Source organism: Aeromonas simiae, assembly GCF_014892695.1.
Taxonomy (GTDB): Bacteria; Pseudomonadota; Gammaproteobacteria; order Enterobacterales; family Aeromonadaceae; genus Aeromonas; species Aeromonas simiae.
The window spans coordinates 1,665,629-1,687,499 of record NZ_CP040449.1 but is presented as its reverse complement, the minus strand read 5'-3'; the positions used below and the strand labels follow the sequence as shown (position 1 = coordinate 1,687,499).

The window sequence follows — 21,871 nt, the reverse complement described above, 5'->3', positions numbered from 1 at the left end:
CCCGCAGGCTGCCTTTTTATCACCCAAGCACATCACCTTAGCCGAGGACAATCGCCTCAAGCTGGCTGAAGTGGTGGATGCGGTGGGTCGGATGGCACTCGGCCTCACTGAAGTGGGGATCGAACCAGCAGGTGGCCAGCCCGGCGGCGGCCGCGCCGCCGATATCGGTCTGCGGATTGTCCCCCACCATCAGCACCCGAGCGGGATCGCGCACCGGCAGCGCGCTTAAGGCATGCTCGAAAATGGCGGCGCGCGGCTTGGCGACCCCGACTTCGTCGGAGATAACCAGCGGCGAGAACCAGCTCTCCAGCGCGTGACGGGCCAGCCGCCCGCGCTGCGGCGCGCTGAAGCCATTGGTGATGATCCCCATGCCCACATGACGACGCAGACGCGTCAAGGTCTCGAGCACCCCATCCAAGGGCCGGCTCAGTGCCACTATTTGCTCCAAAAACAACTTATTGAGTTCGAGTGGGCAGCGCTCCACCTGCTCACCAATGCCGATGAAACGGCGGCTTTGCAAGGTATAAGAGTCGATAGCCCCAGCATTGAACTGCTCCCAGAGCCGATGGTTGGTCTCCTTATACTCTTGCAGCAGCGGCTCGCTGGGGGTCAGGCCAATCTGCTCGAGCAGGGCCAGCAGGGCCGCATGGGCCGGGAAATCGAACAGGGTCTCGTCCAGATCGAACAGCACCCAATCGTAGGCGGTAGCAGACATCTTGTTTCTCGTTTAGCAGGATAAAAGCTGCTGGCGGGCCAGCAAGGTCAAGGTGAGGCGCACCCCGAAGCCGGTGATCTCGCTGGCCACGAGCCCGTGACCACCTTTGTGGCGAAAGCCAGAGAGATCGAGGTGCAGCCAAGGGACGGATGCGGGCACGAAGTGCTGCAAGAAGCGCGCAGCATCGATGTGATCGCACGAGGCGCCGGGGGCGCACTGCAACAGATCCGCCCACTCGCTCTTGAGGCTCTCGTCATAGTCCTCGTCGAGCGGGAAGGGCCAGATCCGCTCTCCGGCCTGCTGGCCGGCCTCTATCAATTCAGAAAACCACGCGGGACGATTGGTGAAGGCGCCGCTGTAGCGGCTGCCGAGCGCCCGTTTGCAGGCCCCGGTCAGGGTGGCATAGTCGATCAGTAGATCCGGCGCCCCTGCGGCCGCCATGCTCAGGGCATCGGCCAGCACCATGCGCCCCTCGGCATCGGTGTCGACCACCTCAATGGTGGTGCCATCATAAGCTCGCACCAGATCGCCGGGGCGGTAGGCACGCGGCCCTATGTGGTTTTCGGCGATCGCCAACCAGCACTCCACCTCGACAGGCAGGCCGGCACGGCTGATGGCAAGCAAGGTGCCAAGCGCCACGGCGCTGCCCCCCATGTCGAGGTGCATGCCATACATGCCGCCCCCCACCTTGAGGCTGTACCCACCCGAGTCGTGGCAGATCCCCTTGCCCACCAGGGCCAGCTTGCATCGGGCTCCGGTCGGCTGATAACGCAGCCGCACCATGGCGGCCTACCCCGCCTCTGCCCCGCTCGCCACGGCCAGAAAGGCGCCGGCGCCGCGCCGGGCCAGCTCGACTTCATCCAGCTCCTGCCACTGCCACCCCTCTTGCTCGGCCAGCGCTCGCACCCGCTGACGATAGCTGGCCGCCCCCAGCTCCGAGGAGGGCATGACGGCAAGATAACGGGCCAGCCCGTTGCCCTCGACCTCCGCCAACAGGCGATCGAGCGGTAACGGGTAGGCCGGCGAGAGGGTCACCCGATGCAGTGGCGCCGGCCCCTTGGCCTCACGCTGGTAACCGGGCATCGGGATCCGGGCACTGAGCAAGGCCCCCAGCAGCGCCTCGGCCAACGCGGCCCCCTCATCGGCGGCAAACCCATGCAGGTGCAGCGCCAGCTCACCACTTTTCAGGGCGGCCAGTGGGGCCACCGCCTCGCGAAGGCGGCGATAGCGTTCGGCCGCCGGCGCCTTGGGATCGATAAAGCAGAGCCATTGATATTGCCCGTCGCGCAGACAACTGAGCGGCGGGGCCGCAATCTGCTCGGCCAGGGCAAACGGATGCCCGACAGGGGAATCGAAAAAGGCGTGGCGCTCGGACTCGGCCACCAGCAGCAGGGCCGCCTCGGCGCCACCGTCGGCTACGTCATCTAACGTGCGCTCAAGCAACACAATGGAGGGGGCAGAGAAGCGAAAATCGAGCATGAAGGTACAAGCAATCGGGCAATAACAGGTACGCCATGATAACGGCGGCAATGCAGGCAGGCCAAGAGATGAATGGGGGGGAGAAGAAGATAAACAGAAAGTTGGTTGCGGGGGCCGGATTTGAACCGACGACCTTCGGGTTATGAGCCCGACGAGCTACCGAGCTGCTCCACCCCGCGTCCGAATTGTCACTTCGATGTGAGCAGAACATCGAAGCCTGTGCCTTGCGGCAAAGTTGGTTGCGGGGGCCGGATTTGAACCGACGACCTTCGGGTTATGAGCCCGACGAGCTACCGAGCTGCTCCACCCCGCGTCCGAATTGTCACCCCGATGTGAGCAGAACATCGAAGCCTGTGCCTTGCGGCAAAGTTGGTTGCGGGGGCCGGATTTGAACCGACGACCTTCGGGTTATGAGCCCGACGAGCTACCGAGCTGCTCCACCCCGCGTCCGAATTGTCACTTCGATGTGAGCAGAACATCGAAGCCTGTGCCTTACGGCAAAGTTGGTTGCGGGGGCCGGATTTGAACCGACGACCTTCGGGTTATGAGCCCGACGAGCTACCGAGCTGCTCCACCCCGCGTCCGAATTGTCACCTCGATGTGAGCAGAACATCGAAGCCTGTGCCTTACGGCAAAGTTGGTTGCGGGGGCCGGATTTGAACCGACGACCTTCGGGTTATGAGCCCGACGAGCTACCGAGCTGCTCCACCCCGCGTCCGAATTGTCACCCCGATGTGAGCAGAACATCGAAGTCTGTGCCTTACGGCAAAGTTGGTTGCGGGGGCCGGATTTGAACCGACGACCTTCGGGTTATGAGCCCGACGAGCTACCGAGCTGCTCCACCCCGCGTCCGAATTGTCACCCCGATGTGAGCAGAACATCGAAGTCTGTGCCTTACGGCAAAGCTGGTTGCGGGGGCCGGATTTGAACCGACGACCTTCGGGTTATGAGCCCGACGAGCTACCGAGCTGCTCCACCCCGCGACAGAGGCCGCCATAATAGGCCGATCGTCTGTCATTGCAAGGGGTTTTCATCAATTTATCCATTCACACCGTGCATTCGCCGCATTCTCAGCCATTCTGGCCATCCCTTGCACAATCGACGGCCTACAGGCTCGGCACCGTCACCATGACAGGAGCCATCATCATACGCTTGGGTCGAGGCCACCGTTTCCCGCTCGGCTGTGCCCTGTGCGGCGGCGGGGTCAACTTCGCCATCTGGGCCCGACTGACCTGCGAGGTCGAGTTGCTGCTGTTGGTCAGCGCCGAGGATGACCCCCGAGGTGATCCCCCTCATCCCCGCGCCTGAATCGCGCCACCGACCAAGACCGTTTTGGATTCGCCTCGTGAGAGAGGATCAGATGAGGTGAAACAGGTTGCCGGCGGCGCACTGGGCCACCAATAGCAGGGCCAGCGCCACGGAGAGCACCGCCGGGGCGCTGTCACGCCGTCCCAGCAAGGGGGTAAACCAGATGATCAGGCCGGCCACCATCACCAGCGCATAGGTCAGCACCCAGGGCACCAGCGTATCGAGCAGCGCCACATCGTGCTGTAGCAAGGTCAACATTCCCAAGCCGAGCAACCCCACCACAGCCCCGAGCAGACCGCCAAGGGGCAGCAGCAAGTTGAACGCCTGCAAACGGTGGCGGGCTCGCAGCAAGATAAGGTGGGCAAAGGCGCAGCCCAGCAGCAACAGTTGGGAGAGCCCGAGCAGCAGGCTCTGGGAGAGCAGCAGACCCGCCCCGTAAAGCGCCAGCGGCAGCGCCGGCAGCCACAGCCAGTGGGAGGCGATCGAGCGCTTGCCCTCCATCCTAGATTGAATGGCGGCCAGCACCATGCCGCCGATCACCGCCACGGCGCCGATGCCGATCAGCCAAAAGGAGGCCTGCGCCTCCACCGCAAGAAACAAGGAGAGCGCGGTGATCATCCAGATGGAGAAACTCTGGCTGGTGATCCGCGCGCGCTGGCCGGGGCAGAGATCCCCGCGCCACAACACCAGACCGAGCACGACCAGCGCACCGAGCGCCATCAGACCCAACATGGGGTAGAGCCAGTGGGGCAATTGCATGAACATGACAGACTCCTTTAGCGAAACCGGGGCAGTATAACGCCCAGACCGCTTCGGATCAGCCCTGGCCGCGCGCCATCGCCACCACCCGCGCAAACATCTGCCGCAGCATGGGCGGAATGTGCTCGGCGCCAAGGCGCTCGGCCTCCTCCACCACCGCCAGGGCCATGCCCGGCTTGCTGCGGTGATGGATCGCCTTGTCGATGATGCGCCCCGCACTGAGCGGCGTGCGCTCCCCCACCCCGGCCTCACGCCGGTAGACCGAGGCAAAACCGTGCTGGAACAGGTAGTGCTCGATGTCCGCCGCCGGCAGCAGGGTCAGGCGATCGCGCTCCCGATCCCCTTTTAGCTGGGAGCGTACCGAGTTGGCGTACTTGACCCCCGCTTCATCACCATCAGCCAGCAGGTGCCACTCCAGCCCGAAATCGCGGGCAATCTTGACCAAGGGGCTCAGCCCGCACTGGGCAAACTCGATGATGCGCACCCCTTCGGCCCGCAAGCTGTAGCCGCAGATCTGGGCCAGCTCGGAGAGCAGCCAGATCTCGGTCTCCCCCTCCACCAGCAGCCAGCAGCGGGCAAACAGGGACATGGGCCGGTTGATGCGCACGTGAAAGGCGATTTTGCGCAAATCATCACTGCTGTAGCGCTCGCCCCCCAGTTGATGGCACTGGATATCGTGCTCACGGCGCACCAAGCGGCGCACCTCGGAGAGCGGCAGTGAAGAGAGCAGATCTCCTGAGTTGGTGGTCAGCAATTTCTGCCCCGGCAGCTGCTCAAGCAGCCCCCATGCCACCGCCAGCATGGTGGGATGCAGCCGGCTCTCGGGATCTTCGAGGATCAGAATGGGGCGGGCCCCCTCCTCCAGCTCTCGGTTGCCACGCGCCTGAAGCAAGGTCCCTGCTACGCCCGCCATCGCCAGTTGCAGGGCCCGGCTGTCGGAGCTTTGCAGCAGATCGTAGAGGTTGCCGGGATGGCGCAGCGTCATCGGCTTGTTGATGATGTCACGTTGGGTGCGCGGCTTGTGTTTGAGCGGTGAGAGGGCGCGAAAGTAGTGATCCATCAACTGGCGCACGGCCGAGAGCGCCCCTTGCAGCTCTAGCTCTGAGATCCCTTGCGGCTCGTCGCGCATCCGCTCCACCAGATCGCTCAACGACTGCTCCCAGTGGCCGTTGAAGGCCGGCTCGGAGAGCTGCGCCGAACGCGCATCACGCAGGCGGAACACCGGGTTCATGGTAATGAGCAACCCCACCAAGGACTGCGCCAACGCAGGATCGATGGCCAAGCTCTTGCCCGAGCCGTCGAGAAAATCGTGGGTGGTGACCACCTGACCCGCCGCGTTGTATTCGGCCATGGCCCGGTAGTGCACCCGGTTGAACTTGTCTTTGTGTTTGATCCAGGCCGGCGCCAGTCGCGCTAAGCGGCTGGAGTGCAGACTGATGTCAGGGCGAAACTCGCAAAAGCTCAGCACCACCTGCAAGTGAGTGGCGCTTGGCTGCTCGGGATCCTCGGGGCGATGAAAATCGTCCGCCACAAACTGATAGGCTTCCGCCTCCTGTCCGAGCAGGCACCACAGCGCCCGCAGCAGACTCGATTTCCCCCAGGAGTTCTCACCGATCAGCACCGTCGTCTGATCAAACCCCAGCGAGAGGCGGCTAATACCGCGATATCCCCTGATTTCGATTCGTTCCAGATACATCCAAGATCAGTCCTAACCATCATGACTGATCCAATAGTGACAAAGGCAGCGGCAAAAGCCTATTGCCACGCGCTGACGCTAGCGGGAACTGTGAGGTAATTGGCGATTTTGTTCGGCATCGCGCAAAGGGCGCAAGAGCGGGGCATTCCAGTGGCTAAACCAGAGCTGGCGGTGGCGAAGTTGACGTTTACGATGCTGCAAGGGGCTCTCCTCATCAATGGTGATCCCCCCCACTATCACGCCACCGTATGACGCGAAGATGACAGTGAGGCCCGCCACTGCCCCGGAGTCATGCCAAAGGCCTGCCGAAAGCGGTTACCCAAGTGAGCCTGGGAAGAGAAACCGCACAGCAGTGCCACCTGCGCCAGGGGCAGATCCCCGGCCAACAGTTCACGGGCCCGTGCCAAACGCAGGCTGGCCAGATAGCGGTGGGGCGGCAGCCCCAGGCTCTGGGCAAACATGCGGGCAAAGTGGTATTCGCTAAGTTCAGCCAGCGCCGCCAGCTCGCTCAGGGTGATCGACTGGTCGAGATGGGCCCTGAGGTAGTCACACACCCGCCGCTGCACCGCCGGCGCCAGACCACCGCGAGGCGTCGGCAAGGGCGCCGCCGCCCGGGTATGGTGGCGGTAGGCGTGCAACATCAGCAGCCAGCAGCCGTGAGAGAGCGACAGGCGATCGAGGGGATCGGCCCAGTCGAGCGGCATCAACTGCGCGCGCACCAGATCCGAGAGCAGCGGATCGTCGATGAAGGTGCGATCGACCAGTTCGAGGTGGCGCCCCTCCTTGTCACACGCCTGCTCGGCGATGCGTTGCAGGTGGGCCGGGGTGAAATAGAGGTGAAAGAAGCGAAACTCGTCGCGAATGAGCCACTCGGACTGGTGCTGAGCCGGCATGATGCAGACCTTGCCGGCGCCGCCACGGCCACACGGGCCATCGAGCCGTTCGGTCTGCTCCCCCCCTTGCAGATAGACGCTCAGGGTGTGGTGGCCCGGCTTGTCATAACGGGTCTGATCGAAGCGGTTACGCCAGCTGGCCACCCCCAGCCCAGGCTCGAGCCTGCACTCGTTGTCCAGTTGCGCCCCCGTGCTCATCAGCGCCTGATAGATCCCCTGCTCCATGGCTCTTCCTCTCCTACGTCCTGAGCCATTCTAGCGCCACCCTTGGCGCCGCCAAGCCATGCCGGCAAAAAAGCGCAAGATGATGCAAGGCAGCCGCAATTCCCTGCAATCCCCGCCCCGCAGAGCGAGGCATCATGGGGCCGAGACCACCTCAGCCAAGGAGGCTGCATGACCCCCCTGCTCTACCTCGTCACCATCCTCATCTGGGGATCGACCTGGATCGCCATCACCTGGCAGATTGGCGCCATTCCCATCGAAGTCTCGGTACTCTATCGCTTTGTGCTGGCCGCCCTGACCCTGTTTACCCTGCTGGCGCTGCTGCGCCGCCCCCTGCGCCTGCCCGCCGCCGGCCACCCCTATGCCATGGCACTCGGCGCCCTGCTCTTTTCCACCAACTTCATCTGCTTCTATCACGCCACCCGCTTCATCCCGAGCGGCCTCTCTGCCGTGGTGTTCGCCAGTGCCAGCATCTTCAACGGTTTGCTGCTCTGGGCGCTGGAGGCCCAGCGCCCCACCCTGCGTTGGGCCATCGGAGCCCTATTCGGGGTGGGGGGCACTTTGCTGCTGTTCTGGCCCCAGTTACAGGCCGATCATGGCGCCTCCCCCCTGCTCGGCCTGCTGCTCGCCTGCGCCGGCACCCTCTGCTTTTGTGGCGGTAACTTGGTTTCGGCGCGCGGTCAACGCGCCGGGTATCCGGTATTGACCCTGGTGCCATGGGGCATGCTCTACGGGGTGATCTTGCTGGCGTTGTGGGTGCTGATCAAAGGGGAGCCGCTGGTGCTGCCCAGTGCGCCTCGCTACCTGGCGGGGCTCGTCTATCTGGCCCTGTTTGGTTCTGTAGTAGCCTTTTGCGCCTATCTCACCTTGGTCGGGCGGATTGGCGCGGCCAATGCCGCCTACGCCACCGTGCTGTTTCCAGTGGTCGCCCTCACCCTCTCGGCCCTCTACGAAGGATACCAATGGCAAACGACCGCCTGGATTGGGATGGCCTGCGCCCTGCTGGGCAATCTTATCTTGTTCGCGCCACGGCGCTTGCAGCGACCCCGCTCCCCCTCATAAAGTGGCGGTCGATGTCATCAAGGGAGAACGCCATGCTGCTGGAAGGATTGGAAACGCTCTATCTGCTGGCCCACGAGGGCACCATGGGCAAGGTGGGCAGCCGCCTCTTCATCAGTCAGTCGGCGGTGAGCAAGCGCATCGCCACCCTAGAGGCACGCCTTGGCAAGCGGCTGATCGAGCCGGACGGGCGCCACATCCGTCTCACCCCGGAGGCGCACGATCTGCTGCTGCGGGTCGGCCCCATTCTCGACGAGCTCAAGGGGCAGATCTCCGACAGCCGCAGCTTAGATGATCGCAGCGTGCTGCCGGTGGCCTGCTCCGAGACCCTGCTAGCAGGGTATCTGGCCCCCTTCCTGCGCGACTACATGCAGGCCCACGATCCCTACCTGCGCCTCTCCACCCACCACACCCCAGTCATCGTCGAGCGGGTGCGCTCGGGTGAGGCGCTGATCGGGGTCTGTGCCGGGCGCCTGCCTCCCGGCCACGGCCTTACCACGCTGCGCCTGATGGAGGAGCCCTTCTATCTGGTGGGCGATGAGCAGCAGGCCCGCCAGCAGGGGGTGCTCACCATGGAGCTCGACAACCCGGCCAATACCTACTTACAGGCGCGGCTGCAAGAGCTGGGGTTACCGGCGCGGATGCAGATGGACTCCTATCTGGCCCTGATCGAGCTGGCGCGCGCCGCGCTCGCCCCCACCCTGCTGCCAGCCGGCCTGCTCGGGCTGCTTGGCAACAGCGATCTTCCCTGCCGTATGCTGCCCGATCTGAGCCGGCCACTGCACCTCATCTACCGCCCCAACGCCCTCAAGCGCGAGCGCCTTGGCCGTTTTATCGAGGCGGTGCACCACTTCTTTCAGCAACGCAGCGCCGCAGGGCTGGGTTGAGCGCAAAGGGCATGCCCCTCCTGCTCACTGACTCAGCCAATCTTCTCGCAACATAAAACGCCTGCCCGGCAGGGCAGGCGCATTGCGCTCGGTTAGTGGGCCAAGGCCAGCAGCTCGGGGTATTGATTGAGCAGCAGCTTGATGCACATCACCAGCGACACCGTCACCAGCAGGGGGCGGATAAGCTTTACCCCCTTGCTCACCACCAGCCGCGAGCCAAGACGCGCCCCGATGAACTGACCCACCGCCATCGCAAGGCCGACCGACCATACCACCTTGCCACCTAGCGTAAAAAAGAGCAGCGAGGCGATGTTGGAGGTGAAGTTGAGCAATTTGGTGTGCGCAGTGGCTCGCGCCATGCCGTAACCGGCCAGAGCGACGAAGGCGATGGCAAAAAACGACCCCGTGCCGGGGCCAAAGAAGCCGTCATAAAACCCCACCCCACCACCGGCCACCAGGGCAAACGGCAGAGGGGCCAGCCGACGCTGGCTCTCGGCATCGCTCACCCGTGGTGAGAACATGAAGTAGAGGGCAAACAGCACCAGCAAAAACGGCAGCACCCGCTCGAGCACGGCGGCATCGATGGTCTGCACCGCCAGCGTGCCGAGGGCTGCGCCAATGAAGGTGCAGACGATGGCCGGCCAGATGAGGCGCCACTCGAGCAGGCCCCGCCGGGCATAATAGTAGGTGGCCGAGAAGGAGCCAAAGCTGCTTTGCAGCTTGTTGGTGCCCAGCACCAGGGCCGGCGGCATGCCGGTGGCCAGCAGAGCCGGCACGGTGAGCAGTCCACCGCCCCCGGCGATCGCGTCGATAAAGCCCGCTACCAGGGCCACACCAAACAGCATGGCCAGGGTCATCAATTCCATTTCCATAGGCTACCTCGTTCTTAGCAATGGCGCGATGTTACTCGCAGCTTATCGCCCCTCATAGCGAAACGCAGGCAGCCAATCTATTCCTGTTAAGCATCATTTACCCACATCAGGCAACCGGCTCGGAGGGGCTGCTCGCCTCCCCCGAGGCGCGGCTGGGCTTGCCGGCCAGATAGCGCTGACTGAACAGGTTGAACCAGCGTTGCAGCGCCTGCCCCTCCGCCACAAAGCCGCTGCTCTCGAGCACGCAGGCTGCCACCTCGGCGGTGCACAGATGCTGATCGTGCGCCGCCACCCGCATGCCATAGGTCGAGAGCTGCTCGGGCTGCACCGCGAGCACCGGGAAGCGATCTAAGTAGGGGCTCTTGTTGGCCATGCGCCGCGCCTCACGCCAGGTGCCGTCGAGCAGCACAAAGAGCGGCCGCTTGCCGGGGTCCCAGCTCGCCTGACTGATGACCCGCTCCGGCGCCTTCTCGCAGTCGGGGAAGATCAGAAACGGCTGGTAGGCGGGATCATCGAGCAGGGCCAGCAGGGCGGGATCTGGCTCGGTGCGCGACCACAGGAAGGCGTGGGTAGAGCCGGGCAGCACATCGGCGATGAGGCGCCCTGTGTTGCTCGGCTTGAGCGGCTCGCTGTCATACATGATGAGGCAGAAGGCCGCCGCCGAGATAAGCTCAGGACGCTGGGCGCAGGCGCAAAGAGAGGGAAGCAGCAAGCAGCCGGGGCAGCGCTGGATGCGCCCACCGCGGGCCAGAAAGGGACGGGTCGAGCGCGCCAGGCGCCAAGCGCGCAGGCGGGTGACCGCGTGATCCGGAATGGAACTCATGGGTGGAGACTCGGGAATGCTCGGGACGAATGGGGTTGAAGGGGTAAAAAAAGAGCGAGCCTCTGGCCCGCTCTTTCTCAGGGTTTAGCGTGCCTGCTCCAGGATCTGGCCAAGGAAACGACCGAAGTCATGGCCATGGTGCTCAAGCAGCTTGGGGAACATGGAGATGGGGGTCATGCCGGGGAAGGTGTTGATCTCATTGAGCAGGATCTCCCCTTCATCGGTGAGGAAGAAGTCGATGCGCGACAGGTGGGTCAGCCCCAGTTGGCGGAACGCCTTGATCGCGTACTCGTGGATGGCGGCAGCCTGCGCCTCGCTCAGCCCCTCGGCATGCAGCGTGGTGCTGGAGTGGCTGCCGCTGCTGTATTTCTCTTCGTAGCTGTAGAACTTATCCTGCGGCACGCAGATCTCGCCCGGGTAGGTCGCCACCAGCTCATCACCATACTGGTAGACCGCCACCTCCAGCTCGCGCGGCTTGACCGCCTTCTCCACCAGTACCTGATCGGAGTAGCCAAACGCCCCCTCGATAGCGGCGGCGAGATCCTCCTCGCGGGTCACCTTGTAGCACCCCACCGAGGAGCCCTGGGAGGCCGCCTTGACAAACAGCGCCCCCCACTGAGCCAGCGCGGCGCGCGCCTCATCCAGGCTGTTGGCGTCGTTCTCGGTCAAGAACAGATAGGGGGTGTTGGGGATCCCAAGGGCGGTCAGCCACAGCTTGGTGCTGATCTTGTTAAAACAGATCTTGCTGGCCTCGGCGTTGCACCCCAGGTAAGGCAGGCCAGCCAGCTCGAGGAAGGATTGCAGATCGCCGGTCTCACCCGGATAGCCGTGGATGCAGGGCACCACGAAATCGACGGTGCGCGCCACGCTGGCAAAGGAGAGCAGGCGATCGAGGCCGAGCTTGCACTCGCGCCCATCGGCGGAGATCCAGCGATCTTTGAGCATCTCAACCCGGGTGACTTCCACCCCAGGCAGGGCCGAGAGCTTGCTCTCGAGGTAATTGGCACTGACGAGGGAGACTTCGTGCTCGGCGCCACCGCCGCCGCACAGCAGCAAAACATGCATATTTTTCATTCTGGGATCCCTTGGGATAAGCGGCCGGCACGTCGTCATGGCATGCCGGCAAAGGTGGCGGCCAGTGTAACAAGGGAAACAAACCCTTGTCAGCCCAAAGCGCAAGCGCTTGCACTGGGATCAGCGCGGCGGATCGACCCGTCCCAGCGCGTTACCGTTGACCCGAAACCAGCCGGCAATGCTGTGGCGCTCGGCCCGCGCCGGCAACACCTCGTGGGGGAACGCCTCGGAGAGAAACAGCACCAGCCGCCCGGCGCGCGGGGCGATGTCCGACAAAAACTGCTCGTCATCCCCGTACAGGCGCAGCAAGCCGCCGTCGGCCTCCTGCCACCCCTCGTTGAGGTAACAGACGGTGGTGAGGCGGCGGTTGGAGCGCCCGGCGAACGCATCCCGGTGACGGCCGTAAAAATCACCGGGACGATAGCGGGCGAAGTGGGCCTCGTAGTCAAACAACCCCAGCATCAGCTCCCGGTTGGCACATAGGCGCAACTGCTCCATCATGGCGAGATAACGCGCCACCGCGCCGCCTGTCTCCCGCTCCAGCCAGTGGATCTGATCGCGGCGGATCGCACTGTTGGTCTGGTGCTGCTGGGCCCGGCCAATGCCGGCCGGCTGCCACTCGTCGGGCAGGGCCTCTTGCAGCCCCTGCACCAGATCCGGGGGAAGAAAATCGTCGACCAAGGTCCAGCCACGTTCGGCGATGGCGTCCATGAGGGGGAGAAAATCCAAGATAATGTCCAAGCAAGTTGCAGTGCGCGCATTTCAGCGGCAAGTAGCGGCCGTGACAAACGATTCTTCTCATCCTGAGAAGACCCAAACTCTATAGTAATGGTCAGGAGGCCCCATGACATCGCTCACCGATTTTCCCCTCACCACCTTGGAGGGCACGCCCCTGCCCGCCGAAGCCCTGACCGGCCGGGTGGTGCTGCTGGTCAATGTGGCCAGCCTGTGCGGCTTCACCCCGCAATACCGGGCGCTGGAGCAGCTGCACCGTGACTACCGGGAGGCCGGGCTGGTGGTGCTCGGGTTTCCCTGCAACCAGTTCCGCCGCCAGGAGCCGGGGGACGCCAGGGCCATCGCCGAGTTTTGCCACCGCCACTTTGCCATCAGCTTCCCCCTGCTGGAAAAAGGGGAGGTGAAAGGGCCCGGCGCCCACCCGCTGTATGCCTGGGTCAGCCGGGCCCGTCCCGGTCTGCTCGGTCAGAGCATCAAGTGGAACTTCACCAAGTTTTTGTTCGATCGCCGCGGCCAGCCGGTGGCCCGCTATGCCCCCTTCACCGCCCCTGATCGGCTGCGTCCGCGCATTGAGGCGCTGCTGCGCACCCATGAAGTGGAGTGAGACGGGCGCATCTGCTATAGTGCGCGCCCTAATTCTGACGTCTTTACCGCCCAAGGCGGTTGTGAGCATGGAGTCTGCATGACCTTTCGCGATCTCGGTCTTTCCCCCCACCTGCTGCGCGCCATCGAGGAGCTCGGCTACACCAGCCCCACCCCGATCCAGCAAGAGGCCATTCCTGCCGTGCTGGCGGGCAAGGACGTGCTGGGCGGGGCGCGCACCGGGACCGGCAAGACCGCCGGCTTTGCCCTGCCGATGCTCAACAACCTGCTGCTCAACCACGGCCGTGGCCGGCGCCAGGTTCGCGCCCTGATCCTGGCCCCGACCCGCGAGCTGGCCGCCCAGGTGGGCAAGCAGGTCGATGACTATGCCCGCCACCTGCCGCTGCGGGTGCTCACCGTCTATGGCGGGGTGATCATCAAGCCCGATATCGAGGCGATCAAGAAGGGGGTCGACGTGCTGGTCGCCACCCCGGGCCGGGTGCTCGATCTGCTGAGCCAGAAGGCCCTCACCTTCGAGCGCCTCGAGGTGTTGGTGCTCGACGAAGCGGATCGGATGCTCGACATGGGCTTTATCCGCGACATCGAGCGCATCCTGCGCACCCTGCCAAGCGAGCGCCAGAGCCTGCTCTTCTCGGCCACCTTTAACGACGAGATCAAGGCGCTGGCTGGCGAACTGCTGCGCGATCCGGTGCTGATCGAGGTCGATCCGGCCAACACCACCGCCGACAAGGTGCGCCAGCGGGTGATCCGGGTCGACCGCGAACGCAAGCGTGAACTGCTCGCCCACCTGATCCAGAGCGAACAGTGGCAACAGGCGCTGATCTTCGCCCGCACCCGCCACATCGCCGACCGACTGGCCAAGCAGCTCGAGCGCGACGGTCTCGAAGCCACCGCCATCCATGGCGAGAAGAGCCAGGCGGTGCGTAACGCCGCGATGGAGGCATTTCGCCGTGGTGAGCTGCGCATCCTGGTGGCCACCGACATCGCCGCCCGTGGCCTCGACATCGATCAGCTCGAGCATGTCGTTAACTTCGAGCCCCCCCAGAGCCCAGAGGACTATGTGCACCGCATCGGCCGCACCGGTCGTGCCGGCCGCGGTGGTGAGGCCATCTCGCTCATCTGTCGCGAGGAGCTGGGTCAGTTGCAGCAGATTGAACGCTTCCTCGGTGAATCCCTCGAGACCGAGCAGGTGCCGGGTTTTGAGCCCAGCGGCAAACCGACCCGCCAGACCCTACCCGGCAGCAAGCCGGTGCAAAACCCGCCCCGCAAGGGCAAGAAACCCGCCGCCAAACCGGCCAAGACGGCCAAACCCGCCGCCACGGCGCGCCGCGATAAGGATGCCGACGAGGTGGGCTTCATGCCGGTACGCCGGCAGGCGCGGGTGCGCATCGAAGAGAGTGACGACTAAAAACAGAAACCGCCCCGAGGGGCGGTTTTTTTATATCGGGGGTGGCGCCGGCTCAGCCCACTCGCACCGCCTGGATCAAGGCGCTCATGTCGGGGGCGAACTCGCGCCGGGCGATGGCGCTGCGCACCGCGGCCTCGTCATAGCGCGCCGCCGGATAGAGCACCACGCAGCTCACGTCACCAGGGGCCAGGAAGTGGCGCTCGCCAAATTCGGTGTAGCGGGTCGCCCCTATACTCACCAGCAGCTGGCGCGGGTGACCGGCGCGTTGTAACAGGCCGTTGATGTGCTCGGCCGGCCCCTCATCTTCTTGGGTGTTGAGCTTGTCGACCATCCACTCCAGCAGGCGGGTGTGAAAGTAGCTGTAGTCGCTCACCGCGCTATCGACCCCGTAGGGGATCAGCTCGCCGCCACGCTCCAGATAACAGGCGATGCGATAACCGTCGAGCGGGCCGCCCGGCACCAGGCCGTCGATGGGGATCAGGTTGGCCGAGAGCCCCTTGCTGCACGGCCCCCAGTTCTTCTTCTCGCTGATCTTGCGCGCATCGGGGCGACGGATGGAGCAGTCGTTATAGGCGCCAAAGGCGGTGGGACGCACCGCCACCACCTTGTTTCCCTCGTACTCGAGTTCACACAATAGGGCCACTTCTGGCTCAATTTGCACCTTCTCGTCGCCGCTCACCGCCGCCTCGGGCAGCAGCAGGGTGTCGCTGCCGATGGGAAATACCCCGAGCTGCCCCGCCATACCGGGGACATAGAAGGGAAACAGCGCCTTGGGAGCGAGCTTGTCGCGTACCATCACCGCCACAAAATCGGAGGCCTCGCCCGCCTGCTCCAGGTGCCCGGCGAAGTTGCCGGCCACGCCAAGGCCCATGATCCCCTGCCACGTTTGTGCTTGCATCTTTAACTCCACTGCTTTATCGATGTGTCCTGCCGCCAAGGCAGATCCCGCGATTAGAGCACACTCCCCCGGTTGAGCCCAGCCGGGCCGGGACAAACTGTGCGGCGCCGCAAATTCCGACCTGACCACCAGAAGATGCTCGCCTATCTGGGAGCAGGGTTCATGCAGTTGTCATGCTTGCTGTGGCATCATCACGATAAGCCCACCAGAAGGAGTGACGACTATGCTGCGCTATCAGTTTTTCAAGCAAGGAGAGTGTCTGACCTTCCTCAACCCCGCCTCGCCCAGTTACGAGCGGGAGGCCAAGCAGCTCATCGGCCAGGGATTTGTTGCCCTTGGCACGCCCCTTGAGGCGAGCGATCCGACCGCCGCCTTGCAACAGGTGCGCCGCGCCTGGTCCGGCGAGGTACAACACCACACCGTGATGCACCCCCACGCCCTGCTGCTGGCAGCGGCCTGAATCAAGGGCGGGGACAGAGCCCCCGCCCATCTGCCCCTCGCCAAGCCCGGCGAGCAAGGCTAGAATGCAGCCCTGCCCCCTCGTGGACTGTATTCACGGCCTTGTGCCCCTGCTGGAATTGCGACTGTTATGACCGATCACGACCAGTGCCTCTGCGCCAACGCCATGGCGCTGTTTACCGAACTCGCCTCCGATAACCTTCCCCCCGACGAAATCGCCCGCTTCAACGCCCTCTATAACGAACAGGGATTGATGGCCGAGGTGGAGCTGGGAGATGACTGGGAGGCCGATGTCGGCTTTGCCGTGAACGACGCTGACTACGGTGAGGTGTGGATTGGTCTGGTCAACGACGAGCAGGACTTTACCCACCTGTTTGCCCGACTGCTGCTGTCACGCTCGGCCGAGGAGAAGTTCTGCCACATTGAATGGCTGCCGTGACACGGATCACGCCGTTAACCCTGCCCGGCCGACGCTGGCAGTGGCGCCAATTGCCGCGCCTGCTGGTGATCCTGCTGCTGTGGGCACTGCTCGGCTCGCTGCTCTCGGTCGCCCTGCTGCGCTTTATCGATCCGCCCATGTGGAGCTGGCGCCTGCTGCGCGCCATCGCCCCCCCTGCCCCCATCGAGCAGGTGCGCCACCAGTGGGTTGACCTCAACCAGATCTCGCCGGCCCTGCAACTGGCGGTGGTGGCCGCCGAAGATCAGCGCTTTGCCGATCACAGCGGCTTCGATCTCAATGCCATCCAGGCCGCGCTCAGGCACAACGAGCAGGGGCGCAGCGTGCGCGGTGGCAGCACACTCACGCAGCAGACCGCCAAGAATCTGTTCATGTGGAGCGAGCGCAGCTTCCTGCGCAAGGGGGTTGAGGCCTGGTTTACCCTGCTCATCGAGCTGGGCTGGGACAAGGCGCGCATCCTCGAGGTCTACCTCAACATCGTCGAGTTTGGCCCCGGGATCTATGGCGCCGAAGCGGCGGCGCGCCACTACTTCAACAAGCCGGCCGCCCGCCTGAGCAGTTACGAGGCCTCCCTGCTGGCGGCCGCCCTGCCCAACCCGTGGCGCTACCAGGTCAATCCGCCCTCCCCCTACGTGGCCAAGCGTTCAACCTGGATCCGTCGCCAGATGGGGCAGCTCGGCCGCGTCACTCTGGATCGCATCCATCAGGCTCCTTGATCCCCCCGCCCCGCCGCTGCTCATGGCGGGGCAGATAGTGCCACCACCACACCTCGCGCCGGCGCCGTAAGCTGCGCCGCTGCCGATATCCCTTCATCTTTTTGTTGTACCCTGCCGATGTTGCTAGGCAACAGGGTGGCCCAGCATCGTGATTGTTGCTAGAGTGGGCCGGTTTGAGGGAGGAGAGCATGATACAGAGAACCCCGGATCAGCTGGTGGAGTGGGCCTATGACCTGTTTCTGGAGGCGGCACCGGATTGCCTCGCCCCGGGTCAGATTGTCGACATCACTCTTGAATTTGAACAGCGCGGTGCCGTCGAGGCCACCCTGCCGGTGGCGGATTGGGCCGATGAGCTGGGCGAGCCGGTCGATCTGACCGCCTGGGCCGAAGTCTGGATCGGGCTGCTCGATCATCAGGACGAATTTGACACCATCTATGCCAAATACCTGCTGCCCCTCGCGCCGGATCAGACGCAAGTCTATGTGCGCTGGTTTCGCAGCGAAGAGTGAGCGTCGTGCAAACACCAAGAGGCCGGTCAGTGACCGGCCTCTTGGTATTAGATAGGTGGCACCTCCGCCATCCCTTCCCATCTCTGCTGATCCTCGCCATGGCAGCGGCGACATAGGCAGCCGCTGGCGGTGGCCTCAAACGGCAGCGGCCGGGTCTGGCTGCACCAGCAGGCGGCAATCCCCTCACCGGCCGTCACGGCGCAGTAAAGCGGCTCGCCGCAGCGCTCGCAGCACTGGGTCGCGCGGCGCCCGGCCAGCTCATCCATGACGCGCCCCTGCTCGGCCTCATCCATGGCGCTCCAGCGGCCAATTTCAGCGAGGGTACGCCCACAGCTGACACACAGGCCGCCCACGGCGCGACATGCCCCGGTGCAGGGAGAGGGCATTATTCCTGCTCACCCCTGATAAGACGGATCCCCTCCGCCTCGATGGCGATCTTCCCCTGTTTGTAGAGGCCGCCGATGGCCTTCTTGAAGGTGCCTTTACTCACGCCAAACAGCTGATAGATGAGCTCGGGATCGCTCTTGTCCCCCACGGCCAGCCACCCTTCTTGACGTTCGAGGCGGGCCACTATTTTGCTCGCCGCGTCATCGGCCTTGCCCATGCCGGGCTGGTTCAAGGTGAGATCGAGCTTGCCATCGTCACGCACCAGCTTGACCCACGCCTTGGTCGGGCGACCGGTCTGCAAGCGGCCGAAGATCTCGTTTTTAAACAGCATGCCGGGCCAGCGGCCGTTGACCACCACCTTGATGCCAAGCGGGGTGTGATCGCCGGTCTGCACCATCACCTCGTCACCGGCATTAAACGGCGGACGCTCGCTGCTGAGGTAGCGATCGATCTTGCTGGTGCCGACCATGCGTCCCTCGTGATCGAGGTAGAGGTAGACCAGATAGGTGCGCCCCACCTGCATCGCTTTGACCTGCTCGCGCTCGGGGACGAACAGATCCTTTTTCATGCCCCAGTCGAGGAAGGCGCCGATCTTGTTGGCGTTGACCACTTTGAGGCCGGCAAACTCGCCCACCATCGCCTTGGGGCGATCGGTGGTGATCACCGGCTCACAGTCGGCGTCGAGATAGAGAAAGACCTCGATGCCCTGCCCCACCTCGGCCCCCGCTGGCAACTGGCGGCGCGGCAGCAGCAGTTCGCCATACTCTCCTGCCTCCAGCCAGGCGCCCTTGGGCTCCAGCTCGACCACGGTCAGGGTGTTCATCTTGCCAATTTCAATCATCTGCATTCACTTCCGGCAACGGACTTGGGGCTGCATCTTACCGCAAAGCCGCCATGGCAGCACCGCCCGCTTGCTGGCTATTTGCGCAAACAGACGCTTAATAGCTGCGAATAACCCTACTTTTGGATAGACTTCGCGCTCTTTCTTGATCCTGAGGAGCTGTCGATGACGCCGTCCGTCCGAACCCGCCACCTAAACGCCTGGCTCGAACAGAGCCCACTCGAGTTCAGCTATCCAGCCCTGCACGGCTTTCTCTGTGCCCGGCTGGTCGGCCCCGAGCAGGCTGACTGGAGCGTGCCGCTGGCCGGACTGTGGCAGGGAGAGTTGGATGAAAAGAGTGCGGCCGCACTCAAGAGCCTCATCAATGAGCTTGAGACTCAGGCCGACGAGGCGCAGTTGAGCCTGCCGAGCCAGTGCCGCCTGCCCAGCGACGATCCCGAGTCAGTATTCGCCCCGGATCAGCCCCTGAGCCAGTGGTGCCAAGGGTTCAGTCTCGGCTTTGCCAACTGGCCGCGCCCGAGCAACCTCAATGATCCGCTCACCATGCAGCGCTTTAGCCTGGCCGCCGAGCTCTGCCTGTTTCGCGATCGCCCCATGGCCGAGATGCTCCACCAGGCGGCGCCCGATGCCCCGGCCCTGCCCGACTTTCTCAAACGCAGCCGCCAAGGCATGAAGGCCGCCCTCAACACCCTGTGCCACCTCGAATCGGCCGAACTGTCACGGCGCGAGGCAGCCCCAGCGATCGAGCTGGACGCCGAGCGGGCCAACCGCTGGCAAGGGTGGTTCGACAAGGCGGCCCGTTCGCGCCAGAGCAGCGAACGCGAACAACTGTTTGCCCGCATCGTCAATGATGCCGCACCGCTGTTTGATGAGGCCTTCTGGCAGGCGCAAGGGGGGTTTGCCTGGAACGAGCCGAGCGCCCGCCCCGTGCTGGCCGCCCGGGCCGGTCTGGCCGATAGCCTGCGCCAACAGGGCAAATTCGCAGCCGCACGCGACGAATATCTGGCCCTGCTTGCACTGTGCCAGGACGACCCCATGGGGTGCCGTTACCCGCTCTCCAGCCTCTATGCCCTGACCGGGGAGTGGCACGCCCTCGACGAGCTGCTCTCCCGCTTCGATGAAGCCTCGGGCTGGGTACTGTTCAACCGGGTGCTGCTGGCCTATGTGCGTGAAGGGGCTGACGCAGCGGCCCCTCTGTTGACACAGGCGGTCGCAGCCAATCCCCACATCAAGGCCTGCCTGCTGGGTAGCCGCAAGTTACCTAAGTTCGAGCCGGAAGGGTTCCATGCCGGCAGCCGTGACGAGGCCGCAGCTTACGCCATGGCGACCCGCGATGCCTGGCTGCGTGCCGGCGCTCTGCCCTGGCTGCGTCAGCGGTAGTACCAGAAGCGTGGAGCAGCATTGATAAATGGCGTATCATGCTCCCGTATCAGCAGAAACTGCCCTCTTGGGGGCAGTTTTGAGAATGCAGGAGACGTTATGCACAAACCTATCGGCCTGCTCCAATACTATCCTCCCTACCAGCTGGTTCACGCCGCTGAGATGGTGCGAGAGACTTTCGAGCAATTTTACCAACAGCGCTACCAGCTGACCGTTCCCCAATGGCGCCTCATGATGGTGCTGGGTGCCCAGTATCCCATCAGCCAAAAAGAGCTGGTCGAAGCCAGCGGCATGGACAAGGTGCGCATCTCACGCGAGATCCACCGCCTCGGTGAGAAAGGGATCGTCAGCACCGAGAGCCATGCCCAGGACAAGCGTATCAATCTGGTCTCGCTCACCCCTGCCGGCCTCAAGCTGTTCCAACAGCTCAAGCACGATATCGCCAGCTGGGAGACCACCCTGAGCCAACACCTGCCCGACGAGGCGCGCTTGCAGATCAACCAGCAACTGCGCGAGCTTGGCGAGGCGATCGACAAGCTACACATCCTTAGCCAGGAGTAAGCCATGGGCCTTGAACGCTTCGCCACCATGGACGTCAACATGCTGCTGAGCTTGGTCAACATGCAGCTGCGCGATAACTACAGCGATCTCGACGATCTGGTGCGCGCCTACGATATCGACCGCGCCGCCCTAGAGGCTCGCCTGGCCGAAGGGGGCTTTCATTACCAAAGCGAGCAGCGCCAGTTTCGCTAAAAACAGCTCGTGATAGGCAAACGCAGAAGGGCCGGCATATTGCCGGCCCTTCTTGTTATCGCGTATTGGCTCAGGCGACCAGTTCGGCCATCTGGGCGCGGGCAGATTCCAGCCCCTTGGCCACCGCATCCGGCCCCATGCCCATGCCTTCGGCATAGACAAAATCGACGTCGGTGATACCGATGAAGCCGAGGAACAGCTTCATGTAGGGGGTCACCAGATCGCTCGGCTGACCCTGGTGGATGCCGCCACGCGGGCTGACGACCACGGCGTGCACGCCCTCAACCAGACCGACCGGACCGGTCTCGGTGTAGGTGAAAGTCACCCCGGCACGGGCCACCAGATCGATCCAGTTCTTGAGCTGGGTCGGGATGTTGAAGTTGTACATGGGCGCGGCGATCACCACCAGATCGCTGGCTTTGAGCTCGGCAATCAGCTCGTCGGAGAGGGCGACCACGCTCTTGGCACGCTCGCTCAGATTGTCACCACCGCGCAGGGCACCGGCCAGCTCGCCATCCAGTACCGGCAGGTTGAGGGAGGCCAGCTCACGCACACTGATCTGATCGTCGTGGCCCTTGCTCTTGCGCTCGGCCAGGAAGCTGTCGATCAGGCCGTTGGACTGGGAGTAGCTGCCCAGGATGCTGGATTTGAGTACGAGTACCTTGCTCATGGTGTTTTCCTCTGATGTTAAAGCGGTCTGTCTGAACCGATGGGCACACTTTACCCATCCCTCGCACACCATCACAGCGAAAAAGTTGCCTCAATTCATTCAAAATATTTGAACACTCTTTCCTGAGTGATTTTCCTGCACTAGCAACCTCTTTATCCCACTGTGGCTTGGCATGACAAACGATTGCGGATATTATTTGTCGCACTTTTTTGACAGCTGTCCCCCATACCGCACATGCACAGGCACGCCCCCCTCGCCGGTGCAGTCT

Annotated in this window: 23 protein-coding genes, 7 tRNA genes and 2 pseudogenes; 12 read left to right on the top strand and 20 right to left on the bottom strand. The window is 63.7% G+C overall.

From position 1 onward, the window contains the following. Window positions 1–37 precede the first annotated feature (37 nt). The 9 genes and pseudogenes from yjjG to FE240_RS07990 all read right to left on the bottom strand — a co-directional run bounded on the left by yjjG (window position 38) and on the right by FE240_RS07990 (window position 3,177). The gene (gene yjjG / locus FE240_RS08030; protein ID WP_193004079.1) at window positions 38–715 is read right to left on the bottom strand and encodes a pyrimidine 5'-nucleotidase; all 678 of its coding nucleotides are present in this window, start codon (window positions 713–715) and stop codon (window positions 38–40) included. A gap of 12 nt (window positions 716–727) precedes the next feature. Beyond that, window positions 728–2,194 (bottom strand): annotated as a pseudogene (locus tag FE240_RS08025) (M17 family metallopeptidase). Between the two features lie 102 nt (window positions 2,195–2,296). After that, window positions 2,297–2,373 (bottom strand) — tRNA-Met (locus tag FE240_RS08020). A gap of 57 nt (window positions 2,374–2,430) precedes the next feature. Then, window positions 2,431–2,507: transfer RNA gene (locus FE240_RS08015), tRNA-Met, on the bottom strand. Between the two features lie 57 nt (window positions 2,508–2,564). Beyond that, window positions 2,565–2,641, bottom strand: a tRNA-Met gene (locus FE240_RS08010). A 57-nt stretch (window positions 2,642–2,698) separates the two neighbouring features. Then, window positions 2,699–2,775, bottom strand: a tRNA-Met gene (locus FE240_RS08005). Between the two features lie 57 nt (window positions 2,776–2,832). Further along, window positions 2,833–2,909 (bottom strand) — tRNA-Met (locus FE240_RS08000). Between the two features lie 57 nt (window positions 2,910–2,966). Next, window positions 2,967–3,043, bottom strand: a tRNA-Met gene (locus tag FE240_RS07995). A 57-nt stretch (window positions 3,044–3,100) separates the two neighbouring features. Continuing rightward, window positions 3,101–3,177: transfer RNA gene (locus FE240_RS07990), tRNA-Met, on the bottom strand. 145 nt (window positions 3,178–3,322) lie between these two features. On the opposite strand from FE240_RS07990, the pseudogene FE240_RS07985 reads away from it, so the two are divergent. Next, window positions 3,323–3,507 (top strand): annotated as a pseudogene (locus FE240_RS07985) (hypothetical protein); the annotation flags it as partial. A 43-nt stretch (window positions 3,508–3,550) separates the two neighbouring features. Here FE240_RS07985 and FE240_RS07980 read toward each other — a convergent pair. From FE240_RS07980 to FE240_RS07970, 3 genes are all read right to left on the bottom strand, one after another. Next, a complete protein-coding gene (locus FE240_RS07980; protein ID WP_193004078.1) occupies window positions 3,551–4,267 on the bottom strand; it encodes a hypothetical protein in 717 nt (238 codons plus the stop codon). Window positions 4,268–4,319: 52 nt separating this feature from the next. Continuing rightward, complete coding sequence (locus tag FE240_RS07975) at window positions 4,320–5,957, bottom strand: DUF2813 domain-containing protein (protein ID WP_193004077.1); 1,638 nt, start codon at window positions 5,955–5,957, stop codon at window positions 4,320–4,322. A gap of 236 nt (window positions 5,958–6,193) precedes the next feature. Next, window positions 6,194–7,075, bottom strand: a complete 882-nt coding sequence (locus FE240_RS07970) for a helix-turn-helix domain-containing protein (RefSeq protein WP_193004076.1) — start codon at window positions 7,073–7,075, stop codon at window positions 6,194–6,196. Window positions 7,076–7,243: 168 nt separating this feature from the next. Here FE240_RS07970 and FE240_RS07965 point away from each other — a divergent pair, with 168 nt between their 5' ends. Together FE240_RS07965 and FE240_RS07960 are read left to right on the top strand one after the other, a co-directional pair. Next, window positions 7,244–8,134, top strand: coding sequence for a DMT family transporter (locus tag FE240_RS07965; protein ID WP_193004075.1), 891 nt, complete (start codon window positions 7,244–7,246; stop codon window positions 8,132–8,134). 32 nt (window positions 8,135–8,166) lie between these two features. Then, the gene (locus FE240_RS07960) at window positions 8,167–9,018 is read left to right on the top strand and encodes a LysR family transcriptional regulator (RefSeq protein ID WP_193004074.1); all 852 of its coding nucleotides are present in this window, start codon (window positions 8,167–8,169) and stop codon (window positions 9,016–9,018) included. Between the two features lie 92 nt (window positions 9,019–9,110). Here FE240_RS07960 and FE240_RS07955 read toward each other — a convergent pair whose 3' ends face one another. The 4 genes from FE240_RS07955 to FE240_RS07940 all read right to left on the bottom strand — a co-directional run bounded on the left by FE240_RS07955 (window position 9,111) and on the right by FE240_RS07940 (window position 12,498). Continuing rightward, on the bottom strand, window positions 9,111–9,890 hold the full coding sequence (locus FE240_RS07955) for a TSUP family transporter (RefSeq protein ID WP_193004073.1): 780 nt from the start codon (window positions 9,888–9,890) through the stop codon (window positions 9,111–9,113). A gap of 106 nt (window positions 9,891–9,996) precedes the next feature. Further along, entirely contained in the window at window positions 9,997–10,713 is a 717-nt protein-coding gene (locus FE240_RS07950) for a tRNA-uridine aminocarboxypropyltransferase (protein WP_193004072.1), read from the bottom strand. Window positions 10,714–10,797: 84 nt separating this feature from the next. After that, window positions 10,798–11,787 (bottom strand): D-alanine--D-alanine ligase, encoded by a 990-nt coding sequence (locus tag FE240_RS07945; protein WP_193004071.1) that lies wholly within the window; start codon window positions 11,785–11,787, stop codon window positions 10,798–10,800. A gap of 120 nt (window positions 11,788–11,907) precedes the next feature. After that, a complete protein-coding gene (locus tag FE240_RS07940; protein ID WP_193004493.1) occupies window positions 11,908–12,498 on the bottom strand; it encodes a 2OG-Fe(II) oxygenase in 591 nt (196 codons plus the stop codon). Window positions 12,499–12,631: 133 nt separating this feature from the next. Here FE240_RS07940 and FE240_RS07935 point away from each other — a divergent pair, with 133 nt between their 5' ends. Both FE240_RS07935 and FE240_RS07930 read left to right on the top strand, forming a co-directional pair. Further along, on the top strand, window positions 12,632–13,126 hold the full coding sequence (locus FE240_RS07935) for a glutathione peroxidase (protein ID WP_193004070.1): 495 nt from the start codon (window positions 12,632–12,634) through the stop codon (window positions 13,124–13,126). 78 nt (window positions 13,127–13,204) lie between these two features. After that, window positions 13,205–14,533: a DEAD/DEAH box helicase gene (locus FE240_RS07930; protein ID WP_193004069.1), complete on the top strand. Its 1,329-nt coding sequence runs from the start codon at window positions 13,205–13,207 to the stop codon at window positions 14,531–14,533. Window positions 14,534–14,585: 52 nt separating this feature from the next. Here the strand turns inward: FE240_RS07930 and FE240_RS07925 are convergent, their stop codons facing one another. After that, complete coding sequence (locus FE240_RS07925) at window positions 14,586–15,431, bottom strand: DUF5718 family protein (protein ID WP_193004068.1); 846 nt, start codon at window positions 15,429–15,431, stop codon at window positions 14,586–14,588. Between the two features lie 223 nt (window positions 15,432–15,654). Here FE240_RS07925 and FE240_RS07920 point away from each other — a divergent pair, with 223 nt between their 5' ends. The 4 genes from FE240_RS07920 (at window position 15,655) to FE240_RS07905 (ending at window position 17,572) form a co-directional block, all read left to right on the top strand. Beyond that, window positions 15,655–15,891, top strand: a complete 237-nt coding sequence (locus FE240_RS07920) for a hypothetical protein (protein ID WP_042047291.1) — start codon at window positions 15,655–15,657, stop codon at window positions 15,889–15,891. Between the two features lie 129 nt (window positions 15,892–16,020). Continuing rightward, window positions 16,021–16,329 (top strand): HI1450 family dsDNA-mimic protein, encoded by a 309-nt coding sequence (locus FE240_RS07915; protein ID WP_193004067.1) that lies wholly within the window; start codon window positions 16,021–16,023, stop codon window positions 16,327–16,329. Then, on the top strand, window positions 16,317–17,063 hold the full coding sequence (gene mtgA / locus FE240_RS07910) for a monofunctional biosynthetic peptidoglycan transglycosylase (protein ID WP_193004066.1): 747 nt from the start codon (window positions 16,317–16,319) through the stop codon (window positions 17,061–17,063). The genes FE240_RS07915 and mtgA overlap by 13 nt, the downstream gene beginning before the upstream one ends. A gap of 188 nt (window positions 17,064–17,251) precedes the next feature. Further along, a complete protein-coding gene (locus FE240_RS07905) occupies window positions 17,252–17,572 on the top strand; it encodes an HI1450 family dsDNA-mimic protein (protein WP_193004065.1) in 321 nt (106 codons plus the stop codon). Window positions 17,573–17,619: 47 nt separating this feature from the next. Here FE240_RS07905 and FE240_RS07900 read toward each other — a convergent pair whose 3' ends face one another. Together FE240_RS07900 and FE240_RS07895 are read right to left on the bottom strand one after the other, a co-directional pair. Beyond that, window positions 17,620–17,958: a DUF1289 domain-containing protein gene (locus FE240_RS07900; RefSeq protein WP_193004064.1), complete on the bottom strand. Its 339-nt coding sequence runs from the start codon at window positions 17,956–17,958 to the stop codon at window positions 17,620–17,622. Then, window positions 17,958–18,800 (bottom strand): CvfB family protein, encoded by an 843-nt coding sequence (locus FE240_RS07895; protein WP_193004492.1) that lies wholly within the window; start codon window positions 18,798–18,800, stop codon window positions 17,958–17,960. The genes FE240_RS07900 and FE240_RS07895 overlap by 1 nt, the downstream gene beginning before the upstream one ends. Before the next feature lie 165 nt (window positions 18,801–18,965). On the opposite strand from FE240_RS07895, the gene FE240_RS07890 reads away from it, so the two are divergent. The 3 genes from FE240_RS07890 (at window position 18,966) to FE240_RS07880 (ending at window position 20,933) form a co-directional block, all read left to right on the top strand. Then, window positions 18,966–20,180, top strand: coding sequence for a UPF0149 family protein (locus tag FE240_RS07890; RefSeq protein ID WP_193004063.1), 1,215 nt, complete (start codon window positions 18,966–18,968; stop codon window positions 20,178–20,180). A gap of 99 nt (window positions 20,181–20,279) precedes the next feature. Further along, a complete protein-coding gene (locus FE240_RS07885) occupies window positions 20,280–20,741 on the top strand; it encodes a MarR family winged helix-turn-helix transcriptional regulator (protein ID WP_193004062.1) in 462 nt (153 codons plus the stop codon). 3 nt (window positions 20,742–20,744) lie between these two features. Continuing rightward, window positions 20,745–20,933 (top strand): DUF4250 domain-containing protein, encoded by a 189-nt coding sequence (locus FE240_RS07880; RefSeq protein WP_193004061.1) that lies wholly within the window; start codon window positions 20,745–20,747, stop codon window positions 20,931–20,933. Window positions 20,934–21,003: 70 nt separating this feature from the next. Here the strand turns inward: FE240_RS07880 and FE240_RS07875 are convergent, their stop codons facing one another. Further along, window positions 21,004–21,603: an FMN-dependent NADH-azoreductase gene (locus FE240_RS07875; protein WP_193004060.1), complete on the bottom strand. Its 600-nt coding sequence runs from the start codon at window positions 21,601–21,603 to the stop codon at window positions 21,004–21,006. Between the last annotated feature and the right edge of the window lie 268 nt (window positions 21,604–21,871).

Bases quoted from the DNA above. Each gene is read 5' to 3' on its own strand.
- yjjG (WP_193004079.1), bottom strand. From the start codon at position 715: ATGTCTGCTACCGCCTACGATTGGGTGCTGTTCGATCTGGACGAGACC.
- FE240_RS07980 (WP_193004078.1), bottom strand. From the start codon at position 4,267: ATGTTCATGCAATTGCCCCACTGGCTCTACCCCATGTTGGGTCTGATG.
- FE240_RS07975 (WP_193004077.1), bottom strand. From the start codon at position 5,957: ATGTATCTGGAACGAATCGAAATCAGGGGATATCGCGGTATTAGCCGC.
- FE240_RS07970 (WP_193004076.1), bottom strand. From the start codon at position 7,075: ATGGAGCAGGGGATCTATCAGGCGCTGATGAGCACGGGGGCGCAACTG.
- FE240_RS07965 (WP_193004075.1), top strand. From the start codon at position 7,244: ATGACCCCCCTGCTCTACCTCGTCACCATCCTCATCTGGGGATCGACC.
- FE240_RS07960 (WP_193004074.1), top strand. From the start codon at position 8,167: ATGCTGCTGGAAGGATTGGAAACGCTCTATCTGCTGGCCCACGAGGGC.
- FE240_RS07955 (WP_193004073.1), bottom strand. From the start codon at position 9,890: ATGGAAATGGAATTGATGACCCTGGCCATGCTGTTTGGTGTGGCCCTG.
- FE240_RS07950 (WP_193004072.1), bottom strand. From the start codon at position 10,713: ATGAGTTCCATTCCGGATCACGCGGTCACCCGCCTGCGCGCTTGGCGC.
- FE240_RS07945 (WP_193004071.1), bottom strand. From the start codon at position 11,787: ATGAAAAATATGCATGTTTTGCTGCTGTGCGGCGGCGGTGGCGCCGAG.
- FE240_RS07940 (WP_193004493.1), bottom strand. From the start codon at position 12,498: ATGGACGCCATCGCCGAACGTGGCTGGACCTTGGTCGACGATTTTCTT.
- FE240_RS07935 (WP_193004070.1), top strand. From the start codon at position 12,632: ATGACATCGCTCACCGATTTTCCCCTCACCACCTTGGAGGGCACGCCC.
- FE240_RS07930 (WP_193004069.1), top strand. From the start codon at position 13,205: ATGACCTTTCGCGATCTCGGTCTTTCCCCCCACCTGCTGCGCGCCATC.
- FE240_RS07925 (WP_193004068.1), bottom strand. From the start codon at position 15,431: ATGCAAGCACAAACGTGGCAGGGGATCATGGGCCTTGGCGTGGCCGGC.
- FE240_RS07920 (WP_042047291.1), top strand. From the start codon at position 15,655: ATGCTGCGCTATCAGTTTTTCAAGCAAGGAGAGTGTCTGACCTTCCTC.
- FE240_RS07915 (WP_193004067.1), top strand. From the start codon at position 16,021: ATGACCGATCACGACCAGTGCCTCTGCGCCAACGCCATGGCGCTGTTT.
- mtgA (WP_193004066.1), top strand. From the start codon at position 16,317: ATGGCTGCCGTGACACGGATCACGCCGTTAACCCTGCCCGGCCGACGC.
- FE240_RS07905 (WP_193004065.1), top strand. From the start codon at position 17,252: ATGATACAGAGAACCCCGGATCAGCTGGTGGAGTGGGCCTATGACCTG.
- FE240_RS07900 (WP_193004064.1), bottom strand. From the start codon at position 17,958: ATGCCCTCTCCCTGCACCGGGGCATGTCGCGCCGTGGGCGGCCTGTGT.
- FE240_RS07895 (WP_193004492.1), bottom strand. From the start codon at position 18,800: ATGATTGAAATTGGCAAGATGAACACCCTGACCGTGGTCGAGCTGGAG.
- FE240_RS07890 (WP_193004063.1), top strand. From the start codon at position 18,966: ATGACGCCGTCCGTCCGAACCCGCCACCTAAACGCCTGGCTCGAACAG.
- FE240_RS07885 (WP_193004062.1), top strand. From the start codon at position 20,280: ATGCACAAACCTATCGGCCTGCTCCAATACTATCCTCCCTACCAGCTG.
- FE240_RS07880 (WP_193004061.1), top strand. From the start codon at position 20,745: ATGGGCCTTGAACGCTTCGCCACCATGGACGTCAACATGCTGCTGAGC.
- FE240_RS07875 (WP_193004060.1), bottom strand. From the start codon at position 21,603: ATGAGCAAGGTACTCGTACTCAAATCCAGCATCCTGGGCAGCTACTCC.